This window comes from Advenella faeciporci (genome assembly GCF_014652395.1).
Classification (GTDB): Bacteria; Pseudomonadota; Gammaproteobacteria; order Burkholderiales; family Burkholderiaceae_B; genus Advenella; species Advenella faeciporci.
The window spans coordinates 1-18,150 of the sequence record NZ_BMYS01000025.1; the positions used below are offsets into that span (position 1 = coordinate 1).

General features: G+C 51.0%; 17 protein-coding genes. 11 read left to right on the top strand and 6 right to left on the bottom strand.

From position 1 onward, the window contains the following. Both IE074_RS13385 and IE074_RS13390 read left to right on the top strand, forming a co-directional pair. Positions 1–78, top strand: a 78-nt coding sequence (locus IE074_RS13385) for an IS3 family transposase (protein WP_189385954.1), incomplete at its 5' end; no start/stop codon positions are given. Positions 79–148: 70 nt separating this feature from the next. Continuing rightward, positions 149–1,312, top strand: coding sequence for a glycerate kinase (locus IE074_RS13390; RefSeq protein ID WP_189385955.1), 1,164 nt, complete (start codon positions 149–151; stop codon positions 1,310–1,312). A gap of 218 nt (positions 1,313–1,530) precedes the next feature. Here the strand turns inward: IE074_RS13390 and rsmA are convergent, their stop codons facing one another. From rsmA to IE074_RS13405, 3 genes are read right to left on the bottom strand one after another with little or no spacing between them, the layout of a single operon-like run. Continuing rightward, positions 1,531–2,316 carry a 16S rRNA (adenine(1518)-N(6)/adenine(1519)-N(6))-dimethyltransferase RsmA gene (gene rsmA / locus IE074_RS13395; protein ID WP_189385956.1) on the bottom strand — a complete coding sequence of 262 codons (786 nt, stop codon included), beginning with the start codon at positions 2,314–2,316 and terminating at the stop codon, positions 1,531–1,533. 3 nt (positions 2,317–2,319) lie between these two features. Further along, the gene (locus tag IE074_RS13400; RefSeq protein ID WP_189385957.1) at positions 2,320–3,807 is read right to left on the bottom strand and encodes a peptidylprolyl isomerase; all 1,488 of its coding nucleotides are present in this window, start codon (positions 3,805–3,807) and stop codon (positions 2,320–2,322) included. Then, a complete protein-coding gene (locus IE074_RS13405) occupies positions 3,807–6,212 on the bottom strand; it encodes an LPS-assembly protein LptD (RefSeq protein WP_189385958.1) in 2,406 nt (801 codons plus the stop codon). The genes IE074_RS13400 and IE074_RS13405 overlap by 1 nt, the downstream gene beginning before the upstream one ends. Positions 6,213–6,501: 289 nt before the next feature. On the opposite strand from IE074_RS13405, the gene IE074_RS13410 reads away from it, so the two are divergent. The 5 genes from IE074_RS13410 to IE074_RS13430 all read left to right on the top strand — a co-directional run bounded on the left by IE074_RS13410 (position 6,502) and on the right by IE074_RS13430 (position 11,237). Next, positions 6,502–7,548: an aminoglycoside phosphotransferase family protein gene (locus IE074_RS13410; RefSeq protein ID WP_189385959.1), complete on the top strand. Its 1,047-nt coding sequence runs from the start codon at positions 6,502–6,504 to the stop codon at positions 7,546–7,548. Further along, positions 7,548–8,276 (top strand): N-acetylmuramate alpha-1-phosphate uridylyltransferase MurU, encoded by a 729-nt coding sequence (gene murU / locus IE074_RS13415; RefSeq protein ID WP_189385975.1) that lies wholly within the window; start codon positions 7,548–7,550, stop codon positions 8,274–8,276. Before IE074_RS13410 ends, murU begins: the two co-directional genes overlap by 1 nt. Before the next feature lie 36 nt (positions 8,277–8,312). Then, positions 8,313–9,017 (top strand): DUF6776 family protein, encoded by a 705-nt coding sequence (locus IE074_RS13420; RefSeq protein WP_189385960.1) that lies wholly within the window; start codon positions 8,313–8,315, stop codon positions 9,015–9,017. Between the two features lie 112 nt (positions 9,018–9,129). Continuing rightward, positions 9,130–9,837, top strand: a complete 708-nt coding sequence (locus IE074_RS13425; RefSeq protein ID WP_189385961.1) for a response regulator — start codon at positions 9,130–9,132, stop codon at positions 9,835–9,837. Then, a complete protein-coding gene (locus IE074_RS13430; RefSeq protein WP_189385962.1) occupies positions 9,834–11,237 on the top strand; it encodes an ATP-binding protein in 1,404 nt (467 codons plus the stop codon). The genes IE074_RS13425 and IE074_RS13430 overlap by 4 nt, the downstream gene beginning before the upstream one ends. On the opposite strand, the gene IE074_RS13435 is transcribed toward IE074_RS13430, so the two are convergent. Both IE074_RS13435 and IE074_RS13440 read right to left on the bottom strand, forming a co-directional pair. After that, complete coding sequence (locus tag IE074_RS13435) at positions 11,234–12,256, bottom strand: cytochrome d ubiquinol oxidase subunit II (RefSeq protein WP_189385963.1); 1,023 nt, start codon at positions 12,254–12,256, stop codon at positions 11,234–11,236. The genes IE074_RS13430 and IE074_RS13435 overlap by 4 nt on opposite strands. After that, positions 12,253–13,404, bottom strand: a complete 1,152-nt coding sequence (locus tag IE074_RS13440; RefSeq protein WP_189385964.1) for a cytochrome ubiquinol oxidase subunit I — start codon at positions 13,402–13,404, stop codon at positions 12,253–12,255. The genes IE074_RS13435 and IE074_RS13440 overlap by 4 nt, the downstream gene beginning before the upstream one ends. A gap of 109 nt (positions 13,405–13,513) precedes the next feature. Between IE074_RS13440 and IE074_RS13445 the strand changes: the two genes are divergently transcribed. The 4 genes from IE074_RS13445 (at position 13,514) to minE (ending at position 17,239) form a co-directional block, all read left to right on the top strand. Continuing rightward, positions 13,514–15,265, top strand: a complete 1,752-nt coding sequence (locus tag IE074_RS13445) for a glutamine--tRNA ligase/YqeY domain fusion protein (RefSeq protein WP_189385965.1) — start codon at positions 13,514–13,516, stop codon at positions 15,263–15,265. A gap of 34 nt (positions 15,266–15,299) precedes the next feature. Further along, positions 15,300–16,058, top strand: a complete 759-nt coding sequence (minC, locus tag IE074_RS13450) for a septum site-determining protein MinC (protein ID WP_189385966.1) — start codon at positions 15,300–15,302, stop codon at positions 16,056–16,058. Between the two features lie 88 nt (positions 16,059–16,146). Then, positions 16,147–16,962 carry a septum site-determining protein MinD gene (gene minD / locus IE074_RS13455; RefSeq protein WP_189385967.1) on the top strand — a complete coding sequence of 272 codons (816 nt, stop codon included), beginning with the start codon at positions 16,147–16,149 and terminating at the stop codon, positions 16,960–16,962. Between the two features lies 1 nt (position 16,963). Next, the gene (gene minE, locus IE074_RS13460; protein WP_189385968.1) at positions 16,964–17,239 is read left to right on the top strand and encodes a cell division topological specificity factor MinE; all 276 of its coding nucleotides are present in this window, start codon (positions 16,964–16,966) and stop codon (positions 17,237–17,239) included. Between the two features lie 92 nt (positions 17,240–17,331). Here minE and IE074_RS13465 read toward each other — a convergent pair whose 3' ends face one another. Continuing rightward, positions 17,332–18,123 (bottom strand): OmpA family protein, encoded by a 792-nt coding sequence (locus tag IE074_RS13465; RefSeq protein WP_189385969.1) that lies wholly within the window; start codon positions 18,121–18,123, stop codon positions 17,332–17,334. Positions 18,124–18,150: the final 27 nt, after the last annotated feature.

Genomic DNA, 18,150 nt, shown 5'->3' on the forward strand with positions numbered 1-18,150 from the left:
TATAATCACAAGCGTATCAAGCTCAAATTAAATGGCCTGAGTCCAGTACAATACCGGACTCAGGTTTTAGCTGCCTAGTTTTTAACCGTCCAACATTTGGGGGTCACTTCACTCCCGCGTGGGAATGCATATACCCCATGCATAAACCATGAAAATCATCATTGCCCCTGACTCCTTTAAAGAAAGCCTGCCAGCCCATGAAGTGGCCACGGCCATTGCCCAAGGCGTAAGGCAAGCAGCGCCTTCCGCCTGCATCCATTGCGTTCCGATGGCCGATGGTGGAGAAGGAACCGTGTTGGCCATCGCACAAAGCACCCACTGCAAACTCATGCAAAGCACGGTCCAGAATGCAATGGGCCAACCGGTTACCGCCACATGGACCATGACCAACAACGAAACGGCCATTATTGAAATGGCCAGCGCGGCCGGTCTTGAACAAATCCAGCCCCAGAACAGAAACATACTGCGTTCCAATACGTTTGGGGTTGGCCAGCTTATTCTTGAAGCTTTAAATAAAAAGGCCAGACATATTATCCTGGGGCTGGGCGGCTCGGCCACCACCGATGGAGGTGTCGGCATGCTTGCCGCCCTCGGCATTCAGTTTATGGATAAGAACAATACATTGCTGGAACCCGTCCCGGCAGAACTGGCCCGGCTTGAAAAAATAAATATTTCGGGTATGGATCCACGCCTGTCGCAGATTGGCTTCACCCTGGCTTCCGATGTGAATAATCCTTTATGCGGTCACCATGGCGCCGCTGCGATTTTTGGCCCACAAAAAGGGGCCACGCCAGAACAGGTTCTGTTCCTTGACCAGGTGATGGCGAATTATGCCGATATTACCGCCACCACGCTTGGCAAAGATATGCGTCATGAACAGGGTGCTGGCGCTGCTGGGGGGCTTGGTTTTGCAGGCCTGAGCTTCCTGAAGGCACGGTTTCGTCCCGGGGTGGAAATTGTTGCCGAATTTGCAGGATTGGCGCAGCTTATTGAAAATGCCGATCTGGTTATTACGGGCGAAGGAAAACTTGACGAGCAGACCCTTCAGGGCAAAACACTGGCTGGCATAGCCGCCCTGGCACAACAGCATAAGGTCCCGGTTATTGTGATTGCCGGAACGCTGGGCAACAATTATCAGGCGCTCTACAACAAGGGAATTACCGCGGCCTTCAGCCTGTGCAATGGTCCCATGAGCTTGCAAGAAGCCATGCAAAAAACATCTCAATTACTACAAGACCGCAGCAGGGATATTATGCAGGTTTTTCTTGCAAACCAGACAAATAAACGAGATAAAAACTATAAACTTAAATAACCAGTTCCCACGCAAGAGCATGGTAACAAGAAAAACTATAAACTTAAATAACCAGTCCCCACGCGGGAGCGTGGGGACTAGAAATTCCCACGCAGGAGCCTGGGAACCAGAAAACCGGTTGATTTTACCGCTATGACTTGTTCCCAGGCTCCTGTGCGGGAACGGATATTTTGACTCGTTCCAACGCTCCTGCGTGGGAACGAATACCGTTCATTACTTCAAACCCGGTTGATTTTGCCGTTATCAAGCAGGTAATCTGAAAGACGGATAAAATCGGCCACACTTAAGGCTTCGGCCCGGGCCGTTTCCTTAATACCCACAGTATCCCAATCTATTTCCCAGTCAGCCAATGAGCGACGCAACATTTTTCGGCGTTGTGAAAAAGAACGTGCAACCACCTGTTCAAACACCTGCCATTGCTTTGGAGCCGGACGCGAATCAGGCAAAGGGATCATTCTCACCACTGCCGACATTACCCGCGGTGGCGGATCAAAAGCCTCGGGTGGAACATCAAACAGCCAATGCATTTTATAGCGTGACTGCAACATGACAGACAAGCGGCCATAATCCGATGAACCCGGCTTTGCCACCATCCGGTCTATGACCTCTTTTTGCAACATGAAATGCTGGTCTTGCACATGATTGGCATAGTCCATTAAATGGAACAGCAACGGACTGGAAATATTATAGGGAAGATTCCCCACCACTCTTAAGGGCGAACCAAACTGGCTAAAATCCACCGTCAAGGCATCGGCCTCATGGACCGTTATTTTTTTGGGGCTATAGGTATTGCGTAACCGCTGCGCCAGATCACGATCAATTTCCACCACTGTCAGGTGATCAAGGCAGGCCAGCAAAGGGGCCGTAAGGGCAGACAACCCCGGCCCGATTTCCACCACCTTGTCACCACGGTCAGGATTCACCGCACGGACAATTGCTTCAGTTACGCTTTCATCCACCAGAAAATGCTGGCCAAAACGCTTTCTTGCCTGATGTACTGTCATAGTTTAGTTTCTGGCAGAAATAGAGCCACTCAGGCGATTATCAATAAACGACTGTGAACGCAATTGTTGCAACCAGTCAGTAAAAATAGGTTCTGCCCGTTGCTCATACAAGGTCTGTCGAGCCAGCATTCGACGGATTTCCGGCTGCTTGTCACCGGATCGACGGTCAAGCACTTCAATAATATGCCAGCCAAACGCAGAACGCACTGGATTACTGATTTGGCCCGGCTGCAAATTGGCCACCGCTTTTTCAAATTCAGGATCGGCCACACCAGGTGCAATCCAGCCAATCTCCCCCCCCAGTGGGGCAGAGGTATCTTGCGAGAACTTGCGTGCCACGTCTTCAAAAGCCTCACCATTGCTTAAGCGGTTATGCAGGCTTTGAATTCGCTCGTAAGCCTGCTTGTCGGAAACCACAGGACTGGTTTTGACAAGAATATGACGGACATTGGATTCAGTCACATTAACCGGCCCTTGCTGTTTGGCAGCTATTTCCATGGGAGAAAACTGTGGTCTGGGCGGTGGTGGTGGCTGCACGGTAACAACACGCTTGTTTTCTTTAATCAAGCCACGGCGCTCCAGCACTTTCAAGATATGAAAACCGTTAGGCGCCTTGAAAACCCCGGTCGTACGTCCATCCGCCACGTTTCGGGTCACGTTTACAAACAGGGAAGGCCAGTCTTCAAACAGCCGGATACCCAATTGTCCACCATTACCTGCCTCCGGGCCATCAGAATACTCTTTGGCCACAGCGGCAAAACTGGTACCCCGCCTGATTTTACCCATTGCCTCATTGGCTTTTTTACGGGCGGCCTCAATGACATCTTCAGAAGCGTTGTCTGGGACACGAATAAATATATGCTGCAAAGCGACTGCTTTAGGTTCGAAAGAACGCTCAACCACAACCTGTTTCTGAGGCGGCGGAGGCGTATAGGCAACCTCTTTTTTAGGTAGCACGCCGGTGGGATGCTGCTTCAAAAAAGCATCCACATCAGATTCGGTCACACTGATACGGCTTTGAATAATACGGTTGCGCAATTGATCCATCATCACTTCATTGCGCAGGTTTTGCAGGTACTCATCCCATTTCATGCCAGAACGGCTGACTTCTTCTTTCAAACGTTCAACAGGAATGTTATTGCGCTGAGCGATCGTTGCCAGCACCTGATTTAACTGGGCATCGGTAACTTTGACGCCAAGCCGTTCGGCATCCTGCTTCATCAGTTTTTCATCAATCATGGACTGCAGCACTTGATCCCGGGCTGCTCCACCCTGCCCGCTGATTCGCAGGGATGCCATTCGATTGTCCAGCTCGCGTATGGTGATAATTTCAGTATTGACTACCGCGGCTATGCCATCACCAAACTGAGCTTGTGTTTTCGCAGTTTTGCCAGCTGTCCCCGGTGCTGCTTGCGCCACCATTGGCAATGCAAGGCAGAAAACGGGAATAGTTGCAAATGCGAGTTGGCGTACGCGTTTTAGTCTACGCATTATTCATACCTTTCAAATGTAGATTTTACTGGAACCGGGACGGTTGTTGACTCATAGCCCGGCACATTTTCTCTTAACAAACCCATGGGATCACTACCTAGAGACCCAAGACCGGATAATTCCAATTGTAAGAATATAGCAGAATTTGCTTTTTCTTTTGAGACTGCATAACGCTGCATGACAACCCTGCCGGTCCAGCAGCAGTTACCTTTATATTCAAAACCAAGAATGGATTGCGTTACCCTTTTATCCTGAATGGAATAATCAATACGGCCAACACCGGATATTTTTTCAGTAAATGGCCATTGTGCCGACAGGCTGGTGGTTTCCTTGCCCTTTAACTGATAACGCAAAGGATTGCCACGCTCATCCAGAAAAGGATCCTGCTGGTAACGGTAAGACATGGAAACGCTGGCCAGCCGTTTGGGCTTCCAGCGCAAAGAGGCATAAGACTGCACCACATTCTGGTCAGCCGAATCCACCTGCACGGCCAGTTCGGTATTCAGTGTATCGGTAAGCGCGGCACTTAAACCCGCCAGATAATCCGACTTGGAGCGTTTACGGACCTGTTCTCCAGGCAAGGTTACTTTCTGGTCTTCAAAATAAAACCGTTGTGCCAGTTGCAGGGACAACCGCTCGAAACCGCTATCTTCATCAAACCAGCGACTGGTTATTCCCAGGGTAAGCAGATTGGCATTATTAATGCGATCCCAGCCACCACTGTAACGGTTTTCAGCAAAAGCGGAACCAAAACCGAACTGACTGATGGAGGTGTCATAAATGGGAATATCCGACTGGTCTTTATAGGGGATATTCAAGTAATACAGTCGAGGCTCAAGGGTTTGCAGGGACGGTTTGCCGAACAGCGTGGTGCTACGTTCAAAAGTCATTCCGCTGTCCAGGGAAAAGATAGGCAATACCCGATCAATGGAACCCTTTTGGGTACCCGCCTGGCTTCTAAAGCCATACCGACCAAACTCTTCATACCAGTCGGTAGAGTAATGGGAGACATGCAAGCCTGCCTTGGGCGTAACGTACCAACCAGGACGGACAATTGGATAACTAATGGTGTTGTAGGATGTAAAACGGGTGCCATCAGGGGCACGGTGTCCATCGGTTCGGGACAAATCAACAATATCACCAAAGTAAGTGGGAAACTCGAAACGGGTCAGGGTATTGTCGGTTTCCACATCAAACCCGTTCCAGTTGTATCGCCTGCCGCGCACCTTCAATTCAGGCACTTTTTCATATTGCCCGTATAAGCGCCCCAACGTGTCGTCTTGCAGGGTTTGGTACTTTTGCAGCATTAAATAACCGTTCCAGTACTTGTATCCCGACCAGCTCAAGGTAGCCCGTTTTGACAAATAGGTCTGGTCTGCCTCATTCAGGCCCATGCTGGTAAAGTCACGGAAATAGTTATCGTCAGACACCCCATTCCAGTCCAGCCCCAGATTGAAATTCAGACCCATGAACTGGCCCAGACGATGATTATGCAGGACAGAATACGACCAGCGTTTTTCGCGGGTCTCCATATCCTTGTTAATATAAGTACCTGAAGCAATACCCGAATAAGCTGGCATTAAATAGCGGAATTCCCCACCCATCAGCAACCCGCGCTTGCTTAAATAACGGGGTGTTATTGTGGCATCATAATTGGGCGCCAGGTTTAAAAAATACGGCACGGCCAGATCATAACCACCCCTTGATGTATAACCATAAGTAGGTGTCAGAAAACCCGTTTTCTTTTCCGCCCTGACGGGGAAGGTAAGGTAGGGCGACCAAAGCACGGGCACTCCCTTTATATACAGCACCCCGTTTTTGGCAACCCCTTCGTTTTCGTCATCGTAAATATCAACCTGCGGAGACTGAATGGTCCAGAATTTTTCGGGGCAATCGCAACCGGAATAAATCACATCCATCAATCTTGTGTGATTCTCATCAAGCGCCTCTGCCTCGCTGGCTGTGCCGCTTCCGCCACCCGCCAGGCTAAAAACCGGATCAAAGAACTTGCCACTGTCCGTGTTGATATTGTAGTTCAGCCCCGTGCCGGTAATCAGGGTGCCATCCTTGAAAAAACGGGTATTACCGCTTGCCGTCATCTCTCCGCTATCCGTGTTGTAACGGATTTGGTCACTTTTCAGGATCGCGTCTGTACGCCGCACCTGGGCCAGCCCACGCAGGGTAATATCACTGTTATTGTTGTCGTAATCAGCCTTTGCGCTATCGGTAAACGTAACGGTATTTTTTTTATCACCGGCAGCAGTCTGCAGCAAAGAGGAATCCTGCAAAGCCGGATATTCATCAATACGTATTCCGGGGGCCGCCTGCGCAAGGCCGGTATTGGCAAGCGAGGCAAGCGCCAGCAGAGTAAGAGCACAAACTTTACGCACAAAAAGCAAATCCATTCAAGACTCTGATTATATGGAACACAGACAATTTTATTCCCGGTTGCAAACGACCACCCATGACATTGCTCCTGCAGACTATTTTATTGATGCAGCAAAGACAAAACCCGGTTAAAAAGCTTAAAATAGGTTTTTCCAGAGTAACTGCCAAGTCGAAACGACCAATTATAGTAGTTGCTCTTTAATTTAAATTGGTTTTTTTAATTCTTTCACTGAAATTAAACCGATTTTACATTCAGGACTCAGGTTTCGTCACCCAATTGTCGCGAAATACTCATATTTTATAACTATGCCCTTAAACGTTTCAGCAGATCCCCGTAAAGATGCCTTGCAGCAATGGCTGGCCGTCATTGCCAATACCCATCATATTCAAACTGCAAGCCTGCGCACGGCATCCAGTGATGCCAGTTTCAGGCGTTACTTCCGTGTGGATACCAGCCAGGCTCCCCTGATCATCATGGATGCCCCACCGGAGCACGAAAACTGCACACCCTTCATTGATATCGCCGAAAAACTGGCCAAAGCAGGCCTGAATGTGCCGGCCATCCTTGAAAAAGATCTGGAAAACGGCTGGCTTTTGCTCACTGACCTGGGCAACGACACCTATTACCAGCGGATTCAAAAAGGAATTGATGATACCGCCCTGCAATCACTCTACCATGATGCCCTTCGGGCACTGGTACAAATGCAACAGGCCAGTGTCCAGGGGCTGCCCGCTTATAATGCCCAACGTTTGCGCGATGAGCTGGCACTGTTTACCGAATGGTACGTCAACCAGCATTGCCAAAGCCAGCTTGGCGATGATGAAAAAAACGCCCTTGAAAAAACCTTCAGCCTGCTGGTGGCCCACAATGCCAAACAGCCCTGCGTGTTCGTGCATCGGGACTACCACTCCCCCAATCTGCTGGTGTGTGACCAGGACATTTATGGCCCCAACCCCGGCATCATCGACTTCCAGGATGCGGTCAACGGCCCCATTTCCTATGACCTGGCCTCCTTAGTCATGGACGCCCGCACCACCTGGGAAGAGCCCCAGCAACTGGACTGGGCGATTCGTTACTGGCAAATGGCACGGGATGCAAAACTGCCTGTCTCCGATGACTTCGCCAACTTCCACACCGATTACGAGTTTATGGGATTACAGCGAAATTTACGCATTTTGGGCGTATTTTCCCGGCTTTCCATTCGTGACGGCAAAGATCATTACCTGCAACATATTCCCCGTGTCAACGCCTATGTGCGCCAGGTTGCCAACCGCTATCTTGTTTTCAAACCCCTGCTAAGGCTGCTGGACCGGCTGGACAACATCGAACACAAAGTGGGGTACACATTTTGATTCAGGCCATGATTCTGGCAGCTGGCCGTGGTGAACGCATGCGCCCGCTCACTGACACCTTGCCCAAACCACTGCTGTGCGTGGGTGGCAAACCCCTTATTGTATGGCACATAGAACGCCTGGCCAGTGTTGGCATTACCGATATTGTCATCAATCATGCCTGGCTGGGTCATAAAATAGAAGAAACCCTGGGCAATGGGCAGCAATTTGGCGTTGCCATTGAATACTCTGCCGAATCTCCCAAAGGCCTGGAAACCGCAGGTGGCATTGCCAATGCGCTGCCCCTGCTGGGCGAACAGCCTTTTCTGGTCATCAATGGGGATATCTGGTGTGACTGGAACCCCATGCAGGCAGTTACAATTGTTGACCATTTGCATAATGCATCAACACAAGCATGGCTGCTCATGGTAGATAATCCCCCCCATCATCCCGAAGGGGATTTCCATCTGGATGCCCAGGGTTTATTGCACGGCAAAATACCAACCGCGATTAACCACACCTTCGCCGGCATTGGTGTCTATCATCCGTCCTTTTTCAGAGGCGTTAAACCACAACAGCCGCAGCCACTGGCTCCCCTGTTGCGCTTGGCCATGCAAAACCGTCTGGTGGAAGGAAGCCTTCATGCCGGACAATGGATTGATGTTGGCACCCCCGAAAGGCTGGCATTGCTTGACCAGCAGTTACAATGTAACGGCAATGTCCCTGCCTCCTTCATTCAACCCCAATGAAATCACTTCATTTCGTAACCAAAGGATAGTTCAGTAATGTTTGGATCTTCAAAAAGAGCCGTTTTCAAACCCTCCGTTTATGAAAGCAGTAGCAGCCGTCGCGGCAAGCGCATGCCTCGCTGGCTCGTGATCCTGTTTACTGGCATCATTATGGGCGCTGGCGGATTCTGGTTTTTGCAAACCAATTATGGTCCCAAACGTCTTAGCGTTGAAGAGTCCAACAGCCTGACCAATGAGATCAGCGTGCTGACCCAGGAAAAGCAACGCCTTCAGGCCGAACTGGAAAAAACCACCCTGGATCTTGATGCCCTGAAAAAAAGCAATTCCGCCCAAGGCAACACCCTGCAAAGCAGCCAGGAGCGCATCCAGCAGCTGACGGCCGATCTGGAACTGATCAAAAAAGCGATTCCTGCCGATCCAAGCGGCAACCCGTTAGGTATTCGGGCCGCCGAGTTTGATTCGGCCATGGGCAAACTTGATTACAAATTGCTCATCATGAAAAGCGATGACGCCCAACCCGATTACAAAGCCCAACTAGAGTTCATTGTCGAAGGCAGATACCGCAACGGCAAAACCGGTTATGCCGAAATACCCCCCACAGACATCAACATTACCAATTTCCAGCAAGTAGGAGGGAGCCTTACTTTGCCGCCAACCCTGACCCCAAGAAAAGTCACCATCCGGGTTCGCAGTATTGACGACCAAAAAACCCAGGCCAACCGCACTTTCAATATCCGGTAATCCATCCCAACCCCTGCCTTTTACAGGCGGGGCTGATTTTCGGGCGTCATTCAATTTCAATTCATTTCCAACACTTGCCTAATGACATACACTTTGGCAAGATAGAAGCACTATGGAAAAACAGCTAATTAAAATTCTCGTTGTTGATGACGACCCGGCGCTCAGGCAGCTGCTGGCCGAGTACCTTAACCGTCACGGTTACGACACGCTACTGGCCCCGGATGCCACAGACCTGCCTCAGCGAATCACCAAATTCTCACCCGACCTGATCGTACTTGACCGCATGTTGCCGGGTGGAGACGGCCTGGAAGCCTGTCGTAAGCTACGCAGCCAAAATGAAGACATTCCCATCATTTTACTGACTGCCCGCGATGAAACCGCCGATCGCATTATTGGCCTTGAGTCGGGAGCAGACGACTATTTGGGCAAACCCTTTGACCCACGAGAATTGCTTGCCCGCATAGAAACCGTGCTGCGCCGCAAAAAAGGCCCCTCGGCGCTGGTCAAGGAAACCCCCATCAGTTTTGGCCCCTTTACCTTTGACCCGGCACGGCGCCAGCTGTTCAAGGATGAAACCGTCGTTAAACTTACCGGCGGTGAAATCAACCTGCTAGAGGCCCTGGTCAAAAACCCGGGCAAACCCCTGTCCCGTGAACGCCTGCTGGCCTTGGCCCGCGATGACGATGAAGGAGAACGCAACGACCGTGCCATCGACATTGCCATCCTGCGTCTGCGCCGGGCTATCGAAGATGATCCCAAAGACCCGCGCTGGATACAAACCGTATGGGGAATCGGCTACCGGTTTTCCCCTGATGCATGAAAAAACTCAAACTGTGGCCCCGTTCCCTGCGCCTGCAAATGATCCTCATGATGCTGGGCACAATCATATTGGTCCAGGTTGGCAGCCTGTCGGTAGGCAATTACCTTAGGGAACGTTATATGGAAGATGTGGTGGTTAATTACCTGACTACCACCATTCGCACCTTAAGGGCGGCCGTCGCCCAGATACCGGCCGAAAACAGGGCCAGTTTCATCGAGGAAGCTTCGCAGAAAAAATGGCGCTTATGGTCACGCCAGCTTCCTAAAGACACCCGCTTTTCACAACCCTTGCGCAGGAATGCAGCACCCCCCCTGCACCACGAAAAAATGGCTGATTACCCAACGGGAGATCTGCGCAACAACCTGCGCGATATTATCAATCACCTGAACCGTGAACTGAATGATGGCACCCGGGTGGGGCTGTCCCGTGGTGAAGAGCCACGCATGTACATTTCCCTTCTGCCTCAGCTTAACGAATTTGACAACACCGTGATCCGGGAATGGCTGGTGATTCCCCTTGACCGGATAGAACCGCCCAATATGCAGGCCATCATGATGGCATGGCTAAGCATCAACCTGTTACTGATTGCCATGGCTGCCGGTTTTGCCTGGCATATCACTCGCCCGCTTACCCGCTTAAGCAGGGCGGCAGACCAACTTGCCCAAGGGCGCCCCGAAAGGGTAACGCCGGCAGGCCCTACCGAAACCCGACTGCTGGGTGAACGCTTCAACGCAATGCTTGATGCCCTTGAGGAATCCAAACTGGTCCAGCAAACCCTGCTGGCCGGTCTGCCACACGACCTTAAAAGCCCGCTGGCCCGTATGTGGCTCAGGCTGGAAATGACCGACGACCAGGCCCTGAAAGAAGGCATGCGCAACGACGTGCAAGACATGCAGCGCATGATAGACCAGTTCATTGGCTATGTACGCGGTTCAGACCCTGGCACCTACACATTTAGTAAACTTGAACTCAATACCTGGATTGATGAGCGCGTTTCGTCCTGGGAAGGCGCTGGCAGCCCCGTTTTCCTGAAATCGATGCCAAAACACAAAATTTATATCCAGGCCGATGGCCTGGCATTGGGGCGGCTTTTAGACAATCTGATCAGCAACGCCCTGAAACATGGCCAGCCCCCAGTTGAAGTTCAGGTGCGCACTGACAAGAAAAAAGTGGTGCTCTCTGTCTGTGATCATGGTGAAGGCATTCCGCTTGAGCGTCGTACCGAAGCCCTGCGGGCATTCTCCCGGCTGGATTCGGCCCGCACCAAAACCGGTAGCGTAGGCCTGGGGCTGGCGCTTGCTGATACCATTGCCAAAGCGCATCATGGTTCTCTGGAGCTGGGTAGCGGTGAGTCTGGAGGATTGTGTGTGGATATCACCCTGCCCTTGGCGGAAAACTAACGCAATTTATCGAAAATATCTCCGTAGACCCAGCCGAAATAAACCAGCATGACCGGCAGGACAAAAGCCATACCCCATACAAGCATTCGCATGGTGGTGACCGAATCTATACTGTCCCACAGACTTAGTTCATCATAAACCAGAAAAGGAAAGTAACTGTAAGCAAACCCGGCTACCGCCAACACAATGACAAGTAGCAGCAAAATAAAAGGCAGACGACCCAGCCAGTCATTCTTATGCGCATGTCTTAGTAAAATCTCAATCATGACAAACAGGCTTAAGATCAGCAACCAACCCGGCAAAACAATACCCAGCGTGTCAAACAGCGCCCATTTATAAAAAATACCGGTATTGCTAAGCCCAAGAGCGGCCATCACGGCAAACAAGCCCGTCGCGCCCAGCCTTGCCGTGCGACGCGCCCATTTGATGGCCATTGCCTGCAGGGAACCCTGTGAGGGACATACCCTCATCACCAGCCAGAGTGCCCCCAACAGGGCGTACAGGGCCACAACACTCAGGGCAATCAACAAGGCAAACAATTCGTAGCCGGGCTCTTCCTGGAAATTAACCGCGAATTTGCCCAGGACCCAGCCCTGTCCCAGCACCATACACAAAGAGCCTGTAAAAAACAGGGTGCCCCAGAAACGACGCAACCAACCGGTTGAGCGCAAGCGGAACTCATAGGCAATATTACGCAGCAATACCCCAAGGGCAATCGCGATCATGGGCCAATACAGGACACCGAAAATAAAAGCCCAGGCCTTGGGAAAAATGGCCATGAAAAAAACAATACCCAACAGCAACCAAAACTCATTGACATTGCGCCATGGCCCCAACAAGCCCATCATTCGATCACGATGTTCACCGGCAAATGGCAACAGCAGGGCAACACCCAGATCAAAACCGTCCAGGATGGCCCCCATCAGCACCAGCAGGAAAAATGCCGCCATACAGGCCAGTGGCATCCAGAATACCGGGTCATAAATACTTAAACCCAACAAGTTTGCCAGATCTGTCATGCTGCTGCCCCTATGGCTTTACGAACCGGCACCACCCCGTAGCGGGCAGCCTGGTAAAACATTTGCATGAAACTGGCGGCAATCACCAGATAGACCATCAGATACACCAACGAAGACAGCGCCAGGGCCTGGGTGCTGATGGGCCGGAACACTTCCTGCAGGGCAATTTCTCCCTGCACGACAAAGGGTAAATTTCGAAAATAAGACAAAGCCGCTATTAATAAAACCAGCAACCAGCCCGAAAAAGTCATGTTTGAACACCAGTTTTGCAAAAAAACCGGTGTTTTACCTATTTCACGTTTTTTACCCAGCAAGTAATAACATAAAACCGCCAACACTGACATCATGATACCCAGCAACAGAATTACTCCCCACCACACGTTACGCCAACCATTGGCTGCGACAGGTACAAACAGGGTATCCCGGGCAAAAAACCCAGGCACGATGAACCCTGCCATGCCATACAAAGCCATGACCAGACCAATCCGAAAACTCAGGTTTTCAGCCTGGCTCAACGGCCGTTGCCGGGCCTGCCAGGCACTCACCCCCATCATCATGAAACCCAGACACAGGCTGGAACCCGCAAAAACCAACAGCAGCCGCCAGCCAATTTCATGATGAAACACAATCGCCATCCAATCGTACACAACAATATTGCTTTCCGTTTTTATGGTTCCCTGCGGGGCGTTCATCCAGGACTGCAAGGCCAGCATCAGGTAAACAATAGCGGTTACACCTAACGCCGACATAAAGACCGATGCCGTATGCCACCCCTCTTTCATTTTTCCTTTAAGGTAAAGCATGCCGTTAAGGAAAATCAATTTACAGGCAAAAGCAAGCAAAACAGCCAAACAGGCCAATGGCCCGGCCACACCGGCAATTTTCATCAACAATGCCGGCCATAGCGTGCCTACCTGTATCATCAAGGGTATGGTCACGGCCACGCTAACCACCATGGCAAGGGCAAATACCCGTACCCAATAACGGTAAACCCCAATCCAGGCCTCCTGCCCGGTCCAGTGCCAGGCCAGCTTCAGAAAAAGCAGCATCCAGGCCGATGTAAACAGCACGGCCACAAACATTGACAAGAATCCTAATGAGCCAAAAAACTGCCATTCGGCAAGCAAAAGCGGGGAAATTTCAAGCATAAGCAACGATTCGCAAACTATTTTGTTTAACTATGATTATTCACCGTGAGTCTAACTCCTGAACGTGGCAGAATGTATGCTATTTCATGATTTATTGATAAATTTCTGTATGACTGATTTCTCAACTGATGTACCCGTTTCCAATTTTTTGCGAACCATTATTGAAAATGACCTGAGTGCAGGACGCTACCAGTCCAAAAAATGGGCAGGCGTACCCGGCCCTGCATCGGTACAGGCCAATGCGCCCAAAGACAGCGCCAGAATCCGCACCCGCTTTCCGCCCGAACCCAACGGCTATCTGCACATTGGGCATGCCAAAAGCATCTGCCTTAACTTCGGGCTTGCCCGGGATTACGGCGGCATTTGCCACTTGCGCTTCGATGACACCAACCCCGAAAAAGAAGAACAGGAATACGTTGATGCCATCAAGGACACCGTTCAATGGCTGGGCTTTTCCTGGAGCAACAACGACCAGGAAAACCTGTATTTTGCCAGTGACTACTTTGAATACATGTATGATTTTGCCCAAGCCCTTATCATGGGCGGGTATGCCTACATAGACATGCAAAGCCCTGACGAAATGCGGGCCAACCGCGGTACGCTCACCTCGCCAGGCACCAACTCGCCATGGCGTGACCGTCCCGCTGAAGAGTCACTGCGGTTATTCATTGAAATGCGTGAAGGCAAACACCCCAATGGCAGCATGGCGCTGAGGGCAAAAATAGACATGGCTTCACCCAATATCAATATGCGTGATCCGGTCATTTACCGCATTCGCCATGCTGAACACCACCGCACCGGCAATCAGTGGCCCATTTACCCCATGTATACCTTTGCCCATCCCATTGAAGACGCACTGGAAACCATTACCCACAGTATTTGCACTTTGGAATTTGAAGACCAGCGCCCCTTCTACGACTGGGTCCTTGAAAAACTGGTTTCCCTGGGTAAATTGAATGAACCCCTGCCAAAGCAGTATGAGTTTGCCCGCCTTAACCTGAACCACGTGGTCACCAGCAAGCGCAAATTGCTGCAACTGGTCAAGGAAAACCATGTCAATGGCTGGGATGACCCGCGCCTGCCCACGTTGGCCGGCCTGCGCCGTCGTGGCTACACGCCCGAATCCCTGCGTTTGTTCTGTGAACGCATTGGTGTCTCAAAATCAGACTCGCGAATTGATTACAGCATTCTTGAACAAGCCCTGCGCGACAGCCTTGACCCCATCGCTGATCGTGCCGTGGCCGTTCTCGACCCTATCAAACTGGTTATTACCAATTATCCCGAAAATCAGCAGGAAGACTGCAGTGCCCCCAAAAATCCGCACAACCCGGACCAGGGCCGTCGCACTTTCCCGTTCACCCGTGAACTCTGGATTGAGCGCGATGATTTCAGGGAAGAGCCGCCCAAAAAATATTTCCGCCTGTTTCCCGGTAACCAGGTACGTCTGAAATACGGTTATGTCGTGCGCTGTACCGGTTGCGTCAAAGACGAACAGGGCAACATTACCGAGGTTCATGCCGAATACCTGCCCGACACCAAAAGCGGTACACCGGGTGCAGACAGCGTCAAGGTCAAGGGCAATATCACCTGGGTCAGTGCCAAATATGCCCAACCGGTCACGTTCCGCATCTATGACCGTCTGTTTACCGATGCCCACCCCGATGGCCAGGACAAAGACTTCCTGGCGTGCATCAACCCCAACTCCATGCAAACCGTTCAGGGCTGGTTAGAGCCGGGCATCCAGACAACGCCAGGCGCACGTTGGCAGTTTGAGCGCCTGGGTTACTTTACCGTAGACCCGGACTCTGGTGACGTACCTGTTATCAACCGCAGCGTGACCCTGCGTGATTCATGGATTTAAATGGATTTAACTTTTTTCGGAAACAGGCATTACTGTGACAAGCAAAGCCAATACAACTAACGCACTCATCTTTAAAAGTGCCTCCCTGTTTGCATTACGCATTGTGCTTAACAGCAGCGATCTTGCTGCCCTTAAAGAAGCCATTACACGTAAAATGACAGAAGCCGGCAGCCTGTTCAAGGACGAGGCTGTTGTGCTTGATGCAACCCGGATTAGCGAAGCGCCAGACTGGTCTGCGCTGCTCAGCCACCTGCAGGCCAACCACCTGCCCGTGATTGGCGTCATGGCCGAAGGAAGCGTACTGGACAGCGCGCGTAAAGCCGGCCTGGTGCCGGTTACCCTCTCTACGCCATCCAATGCTGGCCGTGTGGCCGACGAGCCACCGGCTGCGCCCATACCGCAGGTAGCGCCCGCAACGCCAGAACCCAAACCGGCAGAAGCCCCACAGGCTGAACCCACCCTGGTCATCAAGCGTCAGCTTCGTTCTGGCCAGCGTATTTATGCCCGTAACAGTGATCTGATTGTTATTGGTGCGGTAGGCCGGGGTGCGGAAATTATCGCCGATGGCAACATCCATGTGTACGGCCCCTTGCGGGGCAAGGCCATTGCGGGCGCCAGGGGCAATACCCAGGCCCGTATTTTCACCACTCACCTGGACGCCGAGCTGCTGGCCATTGCCGGTATTTACCGTCTCATTGACGCAGACTTTAACCAGAGCCTCATCAAGCAAGCGGTTATCGTAGAACTGGAAAATGAATCACTCACGTTCATTGCCAATGATGAGCATAAGTAACAGCGGGAAATTTTAATTTTTTTACAGTTGAACAAGGTCATTATGCGGTAAGATAATGACCACTTAAAGATTACAGGAATATCTTTTCATGGCACGTATTATTGTCGTTACATCAGGTAAGGGCGGTGTGGGCAAAACCACTACCAGCGCCAGTTTTTCTGCAGGCTTGGCCATGCGTGGCCACAAAACCGTCGTGATCGATTTCGATGTCGGCCTGCGCAACCTGGACCTGATCATGGGTTGCGAACGCCGCGTTGTTTACGACTTCGTCAACGTGATCCAGGAAGAAGCCACCCTTAACCAGGCCCTTATCAAAGACAAACAGCTTGAAAACCTGTTTATTCTTCCCGCCTCACAAACCCGTGACAAAGATGCACTTACCAAAGAAGGCGTTGGAAAAGTACTTGAAGACCTGAAAAAAATGGGCTTTGAATACATTGTATGCGACTCTCCCGCCGGCATCGAAACCGGTGCTTTGATGTCTGCCTATTTTGCCGATGACGCGCTTGTCGTGACCAACCCCGAAGTCTCATCCGTTCGAGACTCCGACCGTATCCTGGGCATTCTGTCGGCCAAGTCCAAACGCGCCGAAGAATCACAGGAGCCCGTCAAGGAATTCCTGGTACTTACCCGCTACAACCCCAAACGTGTCGAAGAAGGCGAAATGCTTTCCCTGCAAGACATTGAAGACATCCTGCGCATCAAGCTGATTGGTGTCGTTCCCGAATCCGAGGCCGTGCTTCAGGCGTCCAACGCGGGTATGCCCGCCATCCATCTGAAAGACACCGATGTAGCCGAAGCCTACCAGGATATCGTTGCCCGTTACCTGGGCGAAGAAAAACCCCTGCGCTTTACCGAATACGAAAAACCGGGCTTTCTGAAACGACTCTTCGGGGGGAAATAACATGTCATTCCTCAAGTTTTTTCTTGGAGAAAAAAAGTCTTCAGCCAGTGTAGCCAAAGACCGGTTGCAAATCATCCTTGCGCGTGAACGCAGCGCAGACAGCACCGAGCCCGATTTCCTGCCCGCATTGCAAAAAGAGCTCATTGAGGTCATCTCCAAGTACATCAAAATCAACGCTGATGACATCAAGGTTCATCTTGATCGCAAAGATACCCTTGAAGTACTTGAAGTTAAAATTGAAATGCCCCAGGAAGACAAAAACAAACAGGCAGGATAGCAAGTTACCAAAAAAATAGCCGCTGCAAACGTCAAGCTTGCAGCGGCCTTTGATTGGCCGGAGATCAATCCGGCCAACATTGGAAAATACCGTTATTTTTGCTGGATATTAATTTCAACACGACGGTTAGGGGCCAGACATTGAATCAACTGTGCTCCACTTCCCTCACACTGTACCACTGGCTGAGACTTGCCAGCGCCACGTGCCTGCAACAAATTTGCCGGAACACCTTGAGCAACCAGGTAATTGGCAATGGTTACCGCCCGATCTTGCGACAGCTTCTGGTTATAGGCATCAGAGCCCAAACGATCGGTATGCCCCACTACGGTTACCGACGCCAGGTTTTGACGGCTTTTAAGATGACTGGCCAACTTGGCCAATTCAGCACGTCCCTCTGTAACATGGCTCAGGTCTGAACGATCAAAAGCAAACAGCGCATCCGCACTCAGGGTATAACTTTCCTGCTGCTGGCCATCCGGGCAAACCGAACCTTCGGTAACCGGTTTCCAGTAAAAGTTACGTGCAATCAGGTTGTTATCAAACAGCACTTTGTACAAGCATGTACTCACGTTATTAACGCCCTGTCCGGGGGTATTGAAGTGAAACAGATAATCCCACTCTTTCACCCGGAAACCTTCCGCAAAATGAGGACGGCCGATCAGGTAATACAGCTGGTCACGGGTAACTCCCTCACGAACCTGGGCAAGCGCGCCCAGTACCGGAAAAGTACCCTGATCATTATCAAACTTGACCGAACTCACATTAGGCCACACCAGCTCATCGGCCGTGCCATCTTTACTGACATTGCTCATGGTACCGCATGCACTTAATACCAAGGCTGCGGCTACCGCAACGATACTTGTTTTATATTGAAAAAGTTTCATTCATATTTCCTTAATAGTTAAACGTTT